Origin of the sequence: Escherichia sp. UTM R2, from assembly GCF_048593455.1 — a bacterium.
Classification (GTDB): Bacteria; Pseudomonadota; Gammaproteobacteria; order Enterobacterales; family Enterobacteriaceae; genus Escherichia; species Escherichia coli.
On sequence record NZ_JBFWDY010000002.1, the window covers coordinates 3,501,484 to 3,517,514 of the forward strand.

At 50.3% G+C, this 16,031-nt stretch carries 14 protein-coding genes and 1 pseudogene; 2 read left to right on the top strand and 13 right to left on the bottom strand.

Annotated features, from left to right (window positions below):
* Positions 1-412 precede the first annotated feature (412 nt).
* From yahL to AB4H76_RS17850, 10 genes and pseudogenes are all read right to left on the bottom strand, one after another.
* Entirely contained in the window at positions 413-1,228 is an 816-nt protein-coding gene (gene yahL / locus AB4H76_RS17805; protein ID WP_001381673.1) for a protein YahL, read from the bottom strand.
* Between the two features lie 242 nt (positions 1,229-1,470).
* Positions 1,471-2,520 carry an NADPH-dependent aldehyde reductase YahK gene (gene yahK / locus AB4H76_RS17810; RefSeq protein ID WP_000692754.1) on the bottom strand — a complete coding sequence of 350 codons (1,050 nt, stop codon included), beginning with the start codon at positions 2,518-2,520 and terminating at the stop codon, positions 1,471-1,473.
* An 86-nt stretch (positions 2,521-2,606) separates the two neighbouring features.
* Positions 2,607-2,681, bottom strand: a pseudogene (locus AB4H76_RS17815) (hypothetical protein); the annotation flags it as partial.
* Between the two features lie 215 nt (positions 2,682-2,896).
* Positions 2,897-4,279 (bottom strand): amidohydrolase family protein, encoded by a 1,383-nt coding sequence (locus tag AB4H76_RS17820; protein WP_000665120.1) that lies wholly within the window; start codon positions 4,277-4,279, stop codon positions 2,897-2,899.
* A 9-nt stretch (positions 4,280-4,288) separates the two neighbouring features.
* Positions 4,289-5,239 carry a carbamate kinase family protein gene (locus AB4H76_RS17825; RefSeq protein ID WP_000661619.1) on the bottom strand — a complete coding sequence of 317 codons (951 nt, stop codon included), beginning with the start codon at positions 5,237-5,239 and terminating at the stop codon, positions 4,289-4,291.
* Between the two features lie 75 nt (positions 5,240-5,314).
* Entirely contained in the window at positions 5,315-5,611 is a 297-nt protein-coding gene (locus tag AB4H76_RS17830) for a protein YahH (RefSeq protein ID WP_001295687.1), read from the bottom strand.
* A 49-nt stretch (positions 5,612-5,660) separates the two neighbouring features.
* The gene (locus AB4H76_RS17835) at positions 5,661-7,079 is read right to left on the bottom strand and encodes a DUF1116 domain-containing protein (protein ID WP_000083429.1); all 1,419 of its coding nucleotides are present in this window, start codon (positions 7,077-7,079) and stop codon (positions 5,661-5,663) included.
* Positions 7,079-8,626 (bottom strand): acyl-CoA synthetase FdrA, encoded by a 1,548-nt coding sequence (fdrA, locus tag AB4H76_RS17840; RefSeq protein WP_057696409.1) that lies wholly within the window; start codon positions 8,624-8,626, stop codon positions 7,079-7,081. The genes AB4H76_RS17835 and fdrA overlap by 1 nt, the downstream gene beginning before the upstream one ends.
* Positions 8,616-9,479 carry a DUF2877 domain-containing protein gene (locus AB4H76_RS17845; protein WP_001310582.1) on the bottom strand — a complete coding sequence of 288 codons (864 nt, stop codon included), beginning with the start codon at positions 9,477-9,479 and terminating at the stop codon, positions 8,616-8,618. The genes fdrA and AB4H76_RS17845 overlap by 11 nt, the downstream gene beginning before the upstream one ends.
* Positions 9,480-9,518: 39 nt before the next feature.
* A complete protein-coding gene (locus tag AB4H76_RS17850; RefSeq protein ID WP_077491946.1) occupies positions 9,519-10,124 on the bottom strand; it encodes an ankyrin repeat domain-containing protein in 606 nt (201 codons plus the stop codon).
* 257 nt (positions 10,125-10,381) lie between these two features.
* Between AB4H76_RS17850 and AB4H76_RS17855 the strand changes: the two genes are divergently transcribed.
* A complete protein-coding gene (locus tag AB4H76_RS17855; RefSeq protein ID WP_001013892.1) occupies positions 10,382-10,879 on the top strand; it encodes a DUF1097 domain-containing protein in 498 nt (165 codons plus the stop codon).
* Between the two features lie 91 nt (positions 10,880-10,970).
* Positions 10,971-11,903, top strand: a complete 933-nt coding sequence (locus AB4H76_RS17860; RefSeq protein ID WP_001084399.1) for a LysR substrate-binding domain-containing protein — start codon at positions 10,971-10,973, stop codon at positions 11,901-11,903.
* 41 nt (positions 11,904-11,944) lie between these two features.
* Here the strand turns inward: AB4H76_RS17860 and pdeL are convergent, their stop codons facing one another.
* The 3 genes from pdeL to betT all read right to left on the bottom strand — a co-directional run bounded on the left by pdeL (position 11,945) and on the right by betT (position 15,941).
* Positions 11,945-13,033: a DNA-binding transcriptional activator/c-di-GMP phosphodiesterase PdeL gene (gene pdeL, locus AB4H76_RS17865; protein ID WP_001324749.1), complete on the bottom strand. Its 1,089-nt coding sequence runs from the start codon at positions 13,031-13,033 to the stop codon at positions 11,945-11,947.
* Between the two features lie 494 nt (positions 13,034-13,527).
* Positions 13,528-13,602: a protein YahV gene (locus AB4H76_RS17870; RefSeq protein WP_120795374.1), complete on the bottom strand. Its 75-nt coding sequence runs from the start codon at positions 13,600-13,602 to the stop codon at positions 13,528-13,530.
* A gap of 305 nt (positions 13,603-13,907) precedes the next feature.
* Complete coding sequence (gene betT, locus AB4H76_RS17875; RefSeq protein WP_000131044.1) at positions 13,908-15,941, bottom strand: choline BCCT transporter BetT; 2,034 nt, start codon at positions 15,939-15,941, stop codon at positions 13,908-13,910.
* Between the last annotated feature and the right edge of the window lie 90 nt (positions 15,942-16,031).

Below are 16,031 nucleotides of genomic sequence, written 5' to 3' on the forward strand. Positions count from 1 at the left end.
CGAGGCCTCGAACCCCGTACCATACAACAATCCTGGTTGTCGTCTGCTCTTCCTGATGAGCTAATGGCGGTTTTTGATATGAGCCTTACAGCATATTTTCTGTCAGGCTTGAGTGCGATGCGTAAGATACAGAAAAGACCCCACACAAACATGATGGAATTATGATTTTTTTCATATGAATGTCAACCCACACATTCACAAAACATCCGCATGAGATCATTTTTTATACACCGCATGGCTGCGAAACCACTACTGGTGCTTTTTTAAGCGAAGTGTCGCCGATCACAACAAAATATAGGCGAAAAAAGAGATGGAATGCCTGTTGGCATACAGATATACAGATGAAATGATTACCTGCATTGCGATTCACTCTCAGGTGGAATAACAATTTGCAGGTGGAACCCTTTCTGAACTAAAGAGTGTAGCGGATTTTAACGTGCTTATTTACAGGATAATATCTGTCACCTAATTCCTGCACTCTATTAGATATCCATTCATTTAATCGCGCATCATCTCTGTATGTTTTTACGTCCAGAACAGAGAGCAATAACATCACCAGTGATTCAGGAAAAACAGGGTAGATATTTTTTAAGTGTAATAATAATCCATGCGCAAGCGCCTGCTTAATGGGCGCGTCTGTCTCCGGAATAGACGACATTTCGCGAAGCCATTTTTCCACATGCATACACTCTTTCCCTTTAGGGAAAATTCTCAGCAAAGGCATATGGTGTTCAAGAAGAATACATTTGCAATCTGTTCGCACTGAATCGATAAACTGCACTAATTTCTTAAGCCCGGTAAAACGTCCAGCCTGCACGTTTGCTTTAATATCAAGAAACGCATCATCCTGGTCATATACCCAAACTGTCCCTTTTTGATTTTCAAGTATGTGAAAAACAAACTTAACCGGGTGATCAGGGTAATCCATCCAGTCATAAAATCCAGGGAAATCATTAAACTGCACATTTATGGTGAGTGCGTTATCGTCTGACCACTCACAGTCTCGTACGGCAGCCATGAGATGAATGAGTTTGTCGTCATCGACTAAATCATCACGACAATCATAAGGATAATCATAATATTGTTTAATCAAAACCTTGAATATATCGACACAGGAAACCAGGGAGCTTTTGATATCCTCTGGTAACTGATTGTTTTTAACCGTATTAAGTATGCTTTGTTGCGTATATGGCATCAAATTATTGTGCGGAGCTTTTAATGATATCATCGCGATCTCTCTTAAATAAAAATAAACGTCGCAGATAATAAAGCTCTGATTAAACCAGGCACTATCAGAAATCGCTCATAACTAACGTGTGAAGTATTGTGTACTGGAGGGCGTTAATTTAACAATTTAAATTTACGTTATAGGTTTTACTGCTACTTTGATATTATTTCGCTCTCCTTAACTAAAAAGTTAAGTGGAGAGCGAAGTTAATATGTTAAACCACAGGGTATTTATTAATTTTTTCAGTCTGTTAGTGTGCGATTATCGATAACAAAACGATATTTCACATCACCGCGCAGCATTCGCTCATAGGCTTCATTAATTTGATCGGCCCGAATCATCTCTATATCAGCCACGATGCCATGTTCGGCGCAAAAATCGAGCATCTCCTGAGTTTCTGGAATGCCGCCAATCATAGAACCGGCTATCGCACGGCGTTTCATGATCAGGTTGAAAACTTCCGGCGATTTATGCGGTGTCGCAGGCGCACCAACCAGCGTCATGGTGCCATCACGCTTCAGCAAGGTGGTAAAATCGTCGAGATTATGTGGCGCAGCTACTGTATTCAAAATGAAATCGAAACTCTTCAGATGAGCCGCCATCTCATCGGCATTGCGTGAGTTAACAACTTCATCGGCCCCCAGGGCTTTTGCCGCTTCGCGTTTTGCCTCAGAAGTGGTAAATGCCACCACATGTGCCCCCATCGCGTGGGCCAGCTTAATCCCCATATGTCCCAGACCGCCGATGCCGACCACGCCCACTTTTTTACCCGGCCCGGCCTGCCAGTGACGTAGCGGCGAATACGTGGTGATCCCTGCACACAACAAAGGAGCCACCGCCGCCAGCTGCTCTTGCGGGTGACGAATACGCAGAACATATCGCTCATGAACGACGATCTGTTGTGAGTAGCCGCCCAGAGTATGGCCCGGTTCGTCCGGCGTCGGCGAGTTATAGGTGCCGGTCATGTGATCACAGTAGTTTTCCAACCCGTCTTCACACTCTTCGCAATGTTTACAACTGTCGACAATGCAGCCGACACCGACCAGATCGCCCGGCGCATATTTTTCTACCTGATCACCAACGGCTACCACACGCCCCACAATTTCATGACCCGGCACGCAGGGGTAAACCGTCCCCGCCCACTCGGAACGGACCTGGTGGAGATCGGAATGGCAAACGCCACAGTAAGCGATTTCGATTTTGACATCATTCGGTCCCGGTTCACGCCGGGTGATATCCATCGGTTCAAGTGGTTGTTTAGCGGAATATGCACCAACAGCTTTGATCTTCATTGTGTTTACTCCTGATTAGCTATGTGTATTTGGCAACGCCTGATATGTCATCGCGGCAAAACGCGTCCATTGAATATAGCCAATATTTAAACCACCCGATCCAGCCCCAACATGCCGCGAGCCTGAATGAAACAGAGCAGCAACGTTCCCCATAAGGCGAGCGCCTGTAAGTGTGATATTTGCTATCTGTAAAAGACTAAAATCGGCAAAACTGATGATCTTTTCACGTAGACAAATAGTTATCTACACAACGTCAATAAGGGCATATTCCTCAAAGATAATGTCCATTTCTGCCGACACACTCATATTCAGATTGCCCCACTCCCTGGGGCTTAAATCTCTTACTATTCACCGTTGCAGGCGTTTCAAATGCGCATCAACCTGCCACACTCCCCCACACCAGTTGCCCTTTATGGAACGTTGCTGTTCTCGGCGAGATACGCGCCACCGCCTCGGCAGAACAGGAGGCGTCCACCAGCACAAAGCTGGCGTCATCCTGCGCTTTTGGCCATACACGCTCGCCTTTTTCATTCAGCGGCAATACATCGCCAGTGGCTAGAAACAGCGAACGGGAGAGGTTCTGTTCGTTAGGACGAATATAGAGCTGCGCGTACAGATTGGCTTTTTCCAGCATGTCGCCCAGACCATAAGGCGACCAGTGGTCGATAACGCTGTCAGTGCCAGTCATCACTTTTACGCCTTTGTCGTGCAACTGTTTGAGCGGCATATGCAGCGTGCCAATCGGCACCGTCGAGGCAATAGAAATTTGTTGCACCACCATCCGGTTCGCCAGTTCATCTACCTGTTGCTCGTTGAGCGTTGCCAGCGCAAAGGCGTGACTGATGGTCAGCTTGCCCTTCAGCTGTGGCGTTTTCTCTACCGTTTCAACCATATAATTGATGGCTGCCACGCCTGCCGGAGTGGTTTCGTGCAGGTGAATATCGACGCCTTTGTCGTAGTCCAGCGCAATCTGGAACATGGTGTCGAGGGATTTTTCCATCGCGCCATCAACACTGGTCGGGTCCAGGCCGCCGACGTAATGCGCCCCCGCCTGCATCGCTTCACGCATTAAAGGTTCAGATTTCGACAGCAGCAAACCGTGCTGCGGGAAGGCGACGATTTCACACTCAAAGCCCGCCTGACGTCGCGCCAGCACCGCCTGCAAATTTTGCAGATTTTTCAGGCCGGAAACCGGTTCGATATTGCAGTGGCTGCGGGCAATGGTGGTGCCTTTCGACTGCAATAAATCAATCAGTTTTTCTGCCCGCTCCTGAGTGTACGGTTGCAGTTCCGGCAGCATTTTCTGCTCGAGTTTGATCATGTCCTGGATGGTGGTGCCTGCCGGACGATTGAGCGAGCGCCACGGCCCGCCGTAAAAGGTTTTGTCGAGATGAATATGCATGTCGCGGGTGGTGGGCAGCATCAGCTTACCGCCAGCGTCATAGTGCGGCAGCGTGGCGTCCGGATGCAGCTTGTTCTCGCGCAGGGCGACAATTTTGCCGTCCTGAATCTCCACGGTCTGGCGCGCCGTGCGGGTCTGCACCGCCACGCCATTTTCGTAGTCAAAACCGGTTTCCAGCAGCACGTTATCGAGATAGTAATGCGGGTCAGTGATTTTCATGGTGTTGTTCGCTTCGCAGTTTAGGGTGCCAGCTACCGCCGCATGGGCGAGCGGCACAGAGGTACCAAACAGCGCGGCGGCGGTGACCATCTTACCGCTCTGGCTCAGAAATTCACGGCGGCTATTGCTTTCTTTCATCTTACGTCCTTACGTTTTAATAATATGAGTGCCCGTTTCGCCGCGCAGCGCCGCAGGCAGGCATTCCGGCGTGGTGATAATCACTTCTTTGCCGCCTTGTTCTAAAAATGTCAGGCTGGCGATGATTTTTGGCAACATGCTGCCGGGCGGGAAATGCCCTTCCTGCATATAGCGGGTCATGGTGGCAATATCCACCCGATCGAGCGCCTGCTGCTGCGGTTTGCCAAAGTGAATACACACTTTTTCGACGCCAGTGGTGATCACAAGAATGTCGGCGTGAATTTCACGGGCCAGCAGCGCGGTAGAGAGATCTTTGTCGATAACCGCGTCCACGCTTTGGTAATCTCCCGCGTCAGTACGCACTACCGGAATTCCACCGCCGCCCGCGCCAATTACGACAAAACCTTGTTGGATCAGCGCTTTAATGGCAGGTGCTTCGACAATACGTTTCGGTTCCGGCGAGGCGACCACGCGGCGATAGCCCCGCCCGGCATCTTCAACAAAACACCAGTCAGGGTTTGCCTTTTGTAATTCGTCACGCTGGCTGTCACTAAAGAATGCGCCGATGGGCTTGGTGGGATGGGCAAAACCTGGATCGTTTTTATCCACTTCCACCTGAGTCACCACGGTGACGGCTTTCTTCTCGCCGTGACGCGCCAGCCGGTTATTCAGCGCCTGTTGGATCAGATAGCCGATGCCGCCCTGCGTATCTGCCACACAGTTCGCCAGCGGCGTTAAGGGCAGCCCTTCGCGCTCGTGGGCAATCTCCGCACGGCGTAAATCCAGCCCGACCTGCGGCCCGTTGCCGTGGGTCAGCACAATGTCGTAATCGGAAGCCAGCATTTCCAGCACCGTATCGGCAACGGCTTTCACCGCCTCCGCCTGATGCTCAATCGACTGGCTGGCGTTATCTTTGATAATGCTGTTGCCACCAATGGCAACGACCACAAGCTCTTTCATGTTGTTATGTCCGCTACAGAGGGTGATGGGGTTATGACCAACGCCAGACTGCCTGATGCGCTACGCTTATCAGGCCTACAATTCTCGCGCCACTCGTAGGCCGGATAAGGCGTTCACGCCGCATCCGGCAATGGTGACAAATGCCTGATGCGCTACGCTTATCAGGCCTACAGATTCTCGCGCCACTCGTAGGCCGGATAAGGCGTCCACGCCGCATCCGGCAGTGGTGGCAAATGCCTGATGCGCTACGCTTATCAGGCCTACAGATTCTTGCGCCATTCGTAGGCCGGATAAGGCGTTCACGCCACATCCGGCAATGGTGACAAATGCCTGATGCGCTACGCTTATCAGGCCTACAGATTCTTGCGCCATTCGTAGGCCGGATAAGGCGTTCACGCCGCATCCGGCATGAACATGTAGGTCAGACGCCGTAACGTTCGCACCAGCCAAGAATGGCTTTCTCGAAGCAGGCAAAAGGTGGATGCACAATGCCCGCGCCAATCATGCCGACGCCCGCATCTTTATGGGCGATGGCGGTGTTGATCACCGGCAGAATGCCGCTGCTACCCACGCGGGTGATGTCGATTGCCGACGGCACGCCCATAAAACCGAGCAGCGGAATGGTGACGTTGGGGTTTTCACCGAGGGTGATTTCGCGCATCTGACGGGAGAAATCAATAGCTTCTTCCACCGTGCCGCCCACCAGCGCGACGATAGCGGGCGCGGTCGCCATAGCAAATCCGCCAATACCGTAGGTTTCGGTGATGGCGCTGTCGCCGATATCCAGCCCCGAATCTTCCGGCTTATAACCGGCAAACATCGGGCCGATCACCTGCTGCGCCGGGCCGGTAAACCATTGCCCCGGCAGGCCGCTGACCCGCAGGCCGAACTCGACGCCGTTACGCGCCATGGTGGTGACCACGGTGCTGTATTCGATGCCATGCGCCGCATCCATCGCCGCTTTACACATCGCCATCCACGTCGGGCCGGAGAAGTAGTCGCTGCTGGCGACAAACTCAAACACTTCGCGCTGTTGCTCGACGGAATAACCCGCCTGAATAATCCCCGGCGTCAGCGCCTGAATCAGCAGTGTCGTCCCGGCGTTATTGCGGTTATGGCACTCATCGCCCATATGCAGCGCCTGCGCCAGCATTAAGCGCAGATCGATTTCGCCGATAATTTTCATCGCGTCGCGCAGTATTGGTCCCTGCACATCACGCATCCAGTTCAGGCGGTCAATCACGCTCTGGTCGTTAGCGCCCATACGCAAAATCTTCGCCATCTGCTCGCTCATGTTGGTATAAGCGATGTTGCCGTAGGTTTTGTTTTTTACGATGTGCATAAACATCGAGGCCGAGGTAACACCCGCCATCGATCCCACGCAGTCGTGCTCGTGACACGGCGAGAAGGTGATCTCCCCGGAAGCCGCCAGTTCAGCCGCCTCGTCGAGATCTTTCGCCAGTCCTTCGAACACCAGCGCTCCGGTGACCGCGCCTTTCATCGCGCCGCACATTTTTTCCCAGGTGATCGGCGGCCCGGCGTGAAGAATGGTTTTCGCCGTCATGCCCGGCACCACGTTAATCGCCTGATCAAAACCAATCAGCACCGGATGCGACTGGATAATACGCTCCAGCGCCTGCTGGTTAGCGGCGGCGATTTTGTCCGCCAGCGGCGAATCGGCAATGTTATCCAGCGCCTGCACCACCTGCATATTGCCCTGCCCCGGCGGCGTCCAGTCGAGTTGAGTCACTTCTACATGCTGCTTTTTCAGGTCATCGCTAAACATGGCGATGCCGACGTTAATAACGTTCAATGGTTGGCTAAACAGTGACTGGCTCATCAGGCTTCCTCCCCTTTGCAGATAAATTCACGCGCCAGCAATCCGGTATTGGTGCTGCTGCTCGCCAGAATCACTCCGGCATCAAGCAACATCTGGCTTTGTTGTTCTAATGATGGCGTATCGAGATCGGTGCCCAGCACATAGGCGAGAATGATCAACTCGCGTCCTTCGGCGGCGGCGATCGCTTTCGCTTCTTTGATCGCCTCGATGGTGGAGCCGACCGGATCTTCATGCGATCCAAATCCGAGCACAAAATCCATCACGATCACCGCCACTTCTGGATCGCGCGCTTCTTCGATCAAGCGACTGATGCGGTTGGTGGGGTCAATCATTGGATGCGGCTTGCCGTTGGTGAAGTCGTCATCGCCAAAGTCGAGGAAGGTGTGTTTGATGCTGCGGTTGATATCTTTCAGGCGGAATTCCGGATCGGGCTGAATGTTGCTGTAGACATCGCCATGTTTTTCCATCACCGCGAACATGGTTTCGTCGCACAACGTGCCGCCGCAGAACAGGCCACGAATGTATTTCTGCTGCGGTTGCAGACGCGCACGCACATCCGCAATCAACGGCTGGTTAAGCGTATGCAGGTCGAGATTTTCCTGTTTCACGCCGGAGAGCATCACCGCTTTTAGCGCCGCCTCTTTGGTGCCGCGGGCAAACTGTAGCCCCTGCTCATCCACCGGCGTTTCAACGCGACCGAGGAAGCAGACCACCACCGGCTTGCGGCAGGCACGTGCGCGTTCCAGCACTTTGCGGGCCACCGCAGGCGCGGGAGGTTTTGAAATCAGTGCGATAATTTCAGTTTGCGGATCGTTTTCCAGCATCCCGATGGCGTCGAGCATCATCAGGCCGCCGATTTTCTCGCTCAGGTCGCGCCCGCCGGTGCCAATCAGTTGTGAAACACCGCCACCAAATTCATGAATGCGGACGCTCAGTTCCTGGCTGCCGGTGCCAGATGCGCCAACAATACCGATGTTGCCACGACGCACGGCGTTGCCAAAACAGAGCGCCGCGCCGTTAATAATCGCCGTACCGCAGTCTGGCCCCATCATCAGCAGCCCTTTTTCGTGGGCCAGTTGCTTGAGCGCCAGTTCATCTTCAACTGAGACGTTATCGGAAAACAGCATCACGTTGAGATCGTTTTGCAGCGCCTGACGCGCTTCGCGAGCGGCAAACAGACCGTTGACCGAAATCACCGCCAGGTTACTTTCCGGGATATGCTTTTTGGCGCTGGCAATAGTGGCGTAACGCGCCTCGTGCGAGCCGCTTTGCGCTTTGGTGTTGAACAGTTCTTCAATCTCCACCAGCAACTGCTCGTTGTCCGCACCCGATTTACCATTGATGACAATCATCAGGTCGCCGTTTTTCGCCTGCTCCAGCTCCGGCGTCAGCAGTCCTAAATTCTTCAGCACGCCTTTATTCATTTCGGTCGCCATCGCCACAAATGCCTGCTCGACGCCGTCGAGTTTATTTGCACGCGTGGAGATAGACATCAGCGAGACAGAATCAAAATAGGTATTCGGTTTAATGACTATTTTAACTGACATAATTCCCTCCGTAGGTTTGGCTCAGCGCACAACCATCGGCCATGCCATACAGCATGTCGCAGCCGGAACTGGAGCCAATATGTTTAATTTTTTCTATTGCCTGAGTTGCGTTCCCAGGGATGTCATAAATAATGTTGTGAATAAAACGATGAATATTTTCCCGGCAGCGTTGTTGTAATGCGGCTTCCAGCGTTATGGCACTTAATAATGTGGTATTATTTTTGCCGCGTTGCAGACCGAGATAAAATTCCTCTTTGTATTTTTCCGCCGGATGCCCGGGAATAAATAAAATAAGCGCCAGACCTGTTAAATAATCGTCGGCTGATGGCGTAAGGCCAATCCCTAACCCCATCATACTGGCGACCGCTGAGGCGATATTTTGTTTATCGTTTACGGCCTGAATAACTGCCCGTCGTTTAATATGTAGTTCTTTATTTAACGCCTGATAAAACGGATTATCGCCGCGATAATTAAACAGGGTTTCATTTTCCCCCAAGTGCTGATGAATAATGTCGTGCCACTGTAGCCAGGCGATAAGGTGAAAATTCACAGCGGTCATTTGCAAGGTTGGGGACAGCCAACGCCGACAACGACTCATCTCTATATGAAGATGTTGACCAACCGTAATACCTTGATCGTCAAACTGAACCTTATCACCATGCCGGAACAGATCATCAAAGTGAGTGAGTGCCAACCGACAACTGTTTGGCGCATTGTCGTACTCTTCACAAAGCAGCGTCAGCAACTGCTGGCGAGCCGGGAGTGCGATATTTACCGCTCTGGCAAAGACCTGTTCAACCTGTCCTTGCCCCCGCTGCGCCAGAAAATCCGCATCCGCAGTTAGCGCCCACACACACCGTCTTTCTGGTGTGTTGATAGCAAGCCTCCCGGTTTATGCACCTGCGGCAATCAGTAACTGCGCAATCTCTTCAAAGCCCCGTTCCCGCGCCAGTTCCAGTGGCGTTTTGCCATATTTATCGGTCAGATGCGGGCTGGCACCGTGTTCCAGCAATAACTGCACAATCGCCTGCTGTTTAATACCACCATCATTAAGCACAATCGCTTCCAGTAGCGGCGTCCAGCCTACATGGTTGGTCTGGTTAACGTTAATCTCCGTATGCGCCAAAAGCTCTTTTACAATACTTAAATGGCCTTTTTCACAGGCAGGCGTCAGGCCGACACCGCCAAAACGGGTTACGCAATTAAGATCGGGTTTAGCCGGTAAAATAATTCGTAGTAGCGTTAAATCATCGTTCAGACAGCTAATTAAAAAAGGATTTAAACAGGTATGATCTTGCTTATTAATATCCGCTCCGGCATCAATTAATGCCTGACCGCAAGCATATTGCTGATATAAACTTGCCAGCGTAATTGCCGTTTTCCCCTGACGATCGCAGGTATTAATATCGACACCCAGCGCAAGGCAGGTTTTTACTTTATCGATATCACCCTGTTGTGCAGCCAATAAATAGTCGGCAGGTAGATTTTTTATACTCATTCACATTCCCCTGGTTTTTGTGGCTGTTTTCGATGAATTGAGAATAGCAACGATAATCTGATAAAAGAACCCGCTTAAATTTAATTCGCCGTATCTCGCCTTTTTGTTGAATAATATTCAACAATCTTTTCGCAGTGTGCGGTAGTGCAATATTTGTTTCTTTGACCCGATACCCTTTCACTCAATCAGGTTTTATTTCTCTATAGTCTGCACATGTAAGAGTAGCTTTCGTCCATGTCTAACCAGAGGGGAACAAGATGAACGGACTCACGGCAACGGGTGTCACCGTCGGTATTTGTGCAGGGCTTTGGCAGTTAGTGTCTTCACATGTCGGGCTCTCTCAAGGATGGGAATTATTAGGAACCATTGGCTTCGTCGCCTTTTGCAGTTTTTATGCCGCAGGCGGCGGTAAATCGGGGTTTATCAGAAGTCTGGCGGTTAATTATTCCGGGATGGTGTGGGCGTTTTTCGCCGCGCTGACTGCTGGTTGGCTGGCCTCTGTAAGTGGACTGTCCGCGTTCTGGGCGAGCGTAATTACTACCGTACCCTTCTCGGCGGTAGTGGTCTGGCAAGGGCGTTTCTGGTTACTGTCCTTTATTCCCGGTGGCTTTCTCGGCATGACGCTGTTTTTTGCCAGCGGGATGAACTGGACGGTGACGTTACTGGGTTTTCTGGCGGGTAACTGCGTGGGGGTAATTTCAGAATATGGTGGACAAAAATTAAGCGAAGCGACGACTAAACGCGACGGGTATTAAAAGTTATTCAAAAATGATTATCTATCTTTAACCGATACCTCTACAGTCATAGCTGGAGAAATTCATAGTAGATAATGGCGAGAATGGTTTAATGAACTCAATTTTTACCGAAGAGAATCTGTTGGCATTTACTACCGCTGCGCGTTTTGGCAGCTTCAGTAAAGCCGCAGAAGAGTTGGGTTTAACCACTTCCGCCATTAGCTACACCATTAAGCGTATGGAGACGGGGCTGGATGTGGTGCTGTTCACTCGCAGTACCCGCAGCATTGAGTTAACGGAGTCCGGGCGTTATTTTTTCCGCAAAGCTACCGACCTGCTGAATGATTTTTATGCCATCAAACGCAGTATCGATACTATTTCGCAGGGCATAGAAGCGCGTGTGCGCATTTGTATTAATCAGCTGCTTTATACGCCCAAACACACCGCACGCTTGTTACAGGTGCTGAAAAAGCAGTTTCCTACCTGCCAGATTACCGTCACCACCGAAGTGTATAACGGCGTCTGGGATGCGATTATTAATAATCAAGCCAATATCGCCATCGGCGCACCCGATACACTACTGGACGGCGGCGGTATTGATTACACTGAAATTGGCGCGATTCGCTGGGCTTTTGCTATCGCCCCGGATCACCCGTTAGCCTTTGTGCCGGAACCCATCGCCGAAAGCCAACTGCGTCTCTACCCTAATATTATGGTGGAGGACACCGCGCATACGATTAATAAAAAAGTGGGCTGGTTGCTGCACGGGCAGGAGTCAATTCTGGTGCCAGATTTCAACACCAAATGTCAGTGCCAGATTTTAGGTGAAGGAATTGGTTTTTTGCCGGATTACATGGTCCGTGAGGCGATGACGCAATCCCTGCTGGTTACCCGACAAATCCATAATCCGCGCCAGGATTCGCGCATGTTACTGGCGACTCAGCATTCTGCTACGGGTCAGGTGACGCAGTGGATTAAAAAACAATTTGCGCCAAATGGCATATTAACGGGGATCTATCAGGATTTACTGCATCGGGAGAATTAATCGCTGCCAACCTCCCGATGCGCTGTGAATAGCGGTTTACATCAACCACCTGCTTTCATTACCCATTCAGAGATAAATTTATTACCCGGTACTGGCGGAGAGTACAAATAGCCCTGCAAAAAGTGAACGCCTTTACCGATCATTAAATCCGCCTGCTCCTGGGTTTCTACCCCTTCCGCCACGATACTCAGACCAGGCTTACGCGCTAGTTCGACAATATTGTCCACAATATGACCGGAGATTTCGTCGACACTCGCCATTTGCACAAATGACTTATCGATCTTAATAAAATCGACCGGGAACGCCTGCAAGTAACGATAGGTCGCATAACCCGTACCAAAGTCATCCAGCGCAAAGGTAATGTTGTGCTGATGAAGGCTGTCAAATATCGCTCTGGCTTCTGGCGTTACCGGAATAGGGTTACGTTCCGTTAGCTCGAGAACCAGCTTGATTTTATCGTTACCTAATTTCTTAACCAGGTTCAGACACTCTTTTTCAAATCCCGCGGCCAAAAAACAACCCGCCGAGACGTTGATGCCAATATGGAAATTGTCCGGCAGCAAATGTTTTACCGGCATCAGAATATCCGCAGTCTGTTTCATCAGTTGGCGGGTCATTATGACAATAAGACCGGATGACTCCGCCAGAGGAATAAACTGATCCGGTGGGATAATTCCCGTTTGTGGATGTTCCCAGCGGACAAGCACCTCACAGCCCGTCAGTACCCCAGTCTGCGCGCAGAAAACCGGTTGGATCCACGGTTTGAATTCGTGGTTTTCCAACGCCAGACTGATGGCTTCAGGCGTGACGATATGGTGATAGTGATTATCATTAATATATCTGTGACTATTACTCCCCGTGGCGGATATGATCTCCGGATTGTACTGAAAGAAAATATCGCGCCAGAAAGTAATATCGCTCTGAATCCCCAGTTTCTCAAAGAGCTGTTTCTTTTGATGTGAAATTGTCTTTGCACTGCGATTTCTGTACTGTGATATTTCTGTTACAGACATTCCCTGCATCAGCAGCTTGAGTAGCAGTCGTTCTTTCTCGGATACGCTACCAGGCAATGACAAATGAACCGTTGTACCGAACTCTTGCAGAAAAACACGAAAATCACATGAATTCATGAACACACCTTTATCTTTTATCGCTGTTCAGTATGAGTGATTACCTGTCGATTCCTGAGCACACATAAGGGGTAACCATAAACATCAGCGATGCCATACGTATAACATCCCACATCACTATCAAGAAGATTATCTTTACCTCTGATGCTCGCTCAAAAACAGTTACGCTAAATACCTTAAAAAGGTAATCACAAGTCAAACTCAGGAGATAATCACGCAAGAATGCAATATTAAAATTCAGATACTCATTTTTGGTAATAAAGAAGTAGTTGGACTATTTCAATATTTATAATTTCCCACTACATACTGGCATCCATTCATGAGCAAAGGCGCATTATATGAATTTAACAATCCAGATCAACTGAAAATACCTCTCCCTCATAAACACATAGCGTCAACATTCAATGACATAATGAGTAAAGATGTTGGTTATGCATACGTATCATTACTCTATGCCTGTCCCTTAAAAACCCACTCATTAAGACTGAATCCATTCAGCAAATGATAACCAATATTATAGCAATGCCAATAAAAACAATATTTAAAACATTCAATAAAATATCACACACAGATAATTAAACCTTAAATAACAAATGGTTGCGTTAATTTCAGTTGATTTACGATACACATTTCTCATGAATAATGCGTCATTTCAAATGATCAGCAATATTTACATTAAATAAGACTAAACTTATTGAACATTCGCAACAGCCCAAATGTAGGTTTTGGGCTGCAATAGTTCTTTTCTTTTTTATTATCTGTTGTCTGGTAATCATCAATAGATACTAAGGGCTTAACCGTATAGATATAACGTATCAAGAGGTAGGAGAAACAGCGCCATATGCAGACATGGCGCGGTTTTATGCAATAACAATCACGCGTCCGGGAACATCACGCTATGGCCCGGCGCTTCACGATGGAGATGAATAAAGTTAAGGTGCCGCTCGTACTGGTCAAGAATATCGGTGATCACCTGCTCTTTGCTGTAGTCCATCAGGTCGTTGCCCTGGCTGCCTTCTAACAGGAAGGTTTCCAGCCGGTAGTAGGTCGATTTACCGCTGCGTGCGCGGTAGGTAAAGCCCGGCACCGAATATTGCTGCGGCCAAATCTGATAGACAAAGTTTTGCTCTTCGCCCATATGCACCAACAAATCCAGATGACCCAACTGCTGTCCCTCTTCCGGTGGCAGGCTTTTTAGCTCCACGTACGCGCCGCGCAACCGCAACTCCTGCGCCACTTCTTCCATTGCCGGGTAACAGACCGTCTCCATCATCTGTTTAGTGTAACGCGTGCCCGGATAATTCATCAGGCGCGAGAGACGTTTTTTCCAGCTCAGGCGATCCTGAAGCCCCAGCGGTCGCGGTGCGGTATCGCGGTTGGCACTTTCACGGCGGTAATCTTCTACCTTCAGAGATTTATACAACCCCGCCATCACGAAGAAGATCACAAAGCTGAACGGCAGCCCCATAATCACCGTGGTGTTTTGCAGCGCGGATATCCCGTTAGTCATCAGCATGCCGAGCGTCAGCAGGCCAATCGCCACCGACCAGAAGACGCGCAGCCAGCCGGGGGCGTCGCTGTTGATATCTTTAAGCTGCGAGGTGAAATTCCCCAGCACCAGCGCCCCGGAGTCCGCCGAGGTCACATAAAACAGCAGGCCAGTAATGGTGGCGACGGAGGCGCTAAAGGTAAACGCCGGATACTGCGCCAGCAGGCTGTAGAAGCCGCGCTCCGGATGGACCATCGCTTCCTCGGCAAATGCCGCGCCGCCGTGGATGATTTCATACAGCGCGCTATTGCCGAACACCGAGAGCCATAACAGCGTGAAGGTAAACGGAATAATCAACGTGCCCAGCACGAACTGGCGAATGGTACGCCCACGCGAGATACGCGCCAGGAACAAGCCGACAAACGGCGACCATGCCACCCACCATGCCCAGAAGAAGAGCGTCCAGTTATTCATCCACTCAACCGGACGGTCGAAGGCAAAACTGTTGAGCGTCATGCCCATAAAGCGATTCACATAGTCGCCAACATTCAGCACCAGTGCATTAAGCAGGAACGAAGTGTCGCCCATAAACAATACGAACAGGATCAATCCCAGCGCCAGCGCGACATTAAGCTCCGATAACACGCGAATGCCCTTATCGACACCGGAGGTGACAGAGATCGTGGCGATTATCACCGACAAGGCGATCAGTGCCGCTTTCGCCGCCATCGAATCGGGAATATCAAACAGTACGCTCAAGCCATAGTTAAGCTGCACCACACCGATACCGAGCGTAGTGGCAATACCGAAGATAGTGCCGATCACCGCTGCAATATCCACTGAGTGACCTATCGGCCCGTTAATCCGTTTACCGAAGATCGGGTACAGCGCCGAGCGGATGGTGAGCGGCAAATTATAACGATAGCTAAAGTATCCGAGCGCCATGCCCATCAGCGCATACATCGACCAGCCGGTTAAGCCGTAGTGAAACAGCGTCCAGACCATCGCCTGACGCGCGGCCTCAATCGTCTGTCCCGCGCCTTCCGGCGGCTGCATATACTGCGTTACCGGTTCGGCTACGGAGAAGAACATCAGGTCGATACCGATCCCGGCAGCAAACAGCATCGCCGCCCAACTCAGCAGGCTGAATTCCGGTTTGGATTGTTCTGGCCCGAGCTTCACCGAACCAAAACGCGAACAAGCGATACAGACCACAAAGACAATATAGAGCGTTGCCGCCAGCAGATAGTACCAACCGAAGGTTTTAGAAACCCAGTCCAGCGTGCGGCCAATCCACAGGGCCGAGAAGTCGCGAAACAGGATCGTTGTCAGGGAAAACAACAAAATCAGTCCGGCGGAGGTGTAAAACACCACCGGATTGATTTTGTCCTTTTCCCTGCTGTGTGAAAGGTCTGTCATCCAGTATCCCCACTGTTATTGTTACTATTTAAAATCAAATTCGTAACAATTAAGACACATTTTATATTGAACGTCCAATCAATAACCGCT

What these genes read in the sequence shown, in the direction of transcription:
- yahK (WP_000692754.1), bottom strand. Translation starts at nt 2,520, where the DNA reads ATGAAGATCAAAGCTGTTGGTGCATATTCCGCTAAACAACCACTTGAA.
- AB4H76_RS17825 (WP_000661619.1), bottom strand. Translation starts at nt 5,239, where the DNA reads ATGAAAGAGCTTGTGGTCGTTGCCATTGGTGGCAACAGCATTATCAAA.
- betT (WP_000131044.1), bottom strand. Translation starts at nt 15,941, where the DNA reads ATGACAGACCTTTCACACAGCAGGGAAAAGGACAAAATCAATCCGGTG.
- pdeL (WP_001324749.1), bottom strand. Translation starts at nt 13,033, where the DNA reads ATGAATTCATGTGATTTTCGTGTTTTTCTGCAAGAGTTCGGTACAACG.
- AB4H76_RS17850 (WP_077491946.1), bottom strand. Translation starts at nt 10,124, where the DNA reads ATGAGTATAAAAAATCTACCTGCCGACTATTTATTGGCTGCACAACAG.
- AB4H76_RS17835 (WP_000083429.1), bottom strand. Translation starts at nt 7,079, where the DNA reads ATGAGCCAGTCACTGTTTAGCCAACCATTGAACGTTATTAACGTCGGC.
- yahL (WP_001381673.1), bottom strand. Translation starts at nt 1,228, where the DNA reads ATGATATCATTAAAAGCTCCGCACAATAATTTGATGCCATATACGCAA.
- AB4H76_RS17860 (WP_001084399.1), top strand. Translation starts at nt 10,971, where the DNA reads ATGAACTCAATTTTTACCGAAGAGAATCTGTTGGCATTTACTACCGCT.
- fdrA (WP_057696409.1), bottom strand. Translation starts at nt 8,626, where the DNA reads ATGTCAGTTAAAATAGTCATTAAACCGAATACCTATTTTGATTCTGTC.
- AB4H76_RS17855 (WP_001013892.1), top strand. Translation starts at nt 10,382, where the DNA reads ATGAACGGACTCACGGCAACGGGTGTCACCGTCGGTATTTGTGCAGGG.
- AB4H76_RS17830 (WP_001295687.1), bottom strand. Translation starts at nt 5,611, where the DNA reads ATGGCGCAAGAATCTGTAGGCCTGATAAGCGTAGCGCATCAGGCATTT.
- AB4H76_RS17820 (WP_000665120.1), bottom strand. Translation starts at nt 4,279, where the DNA reads ATGAAAGAAAGCAATAGCCGCCGTGAATTTCTGAGCCAGAGCGGTAAG.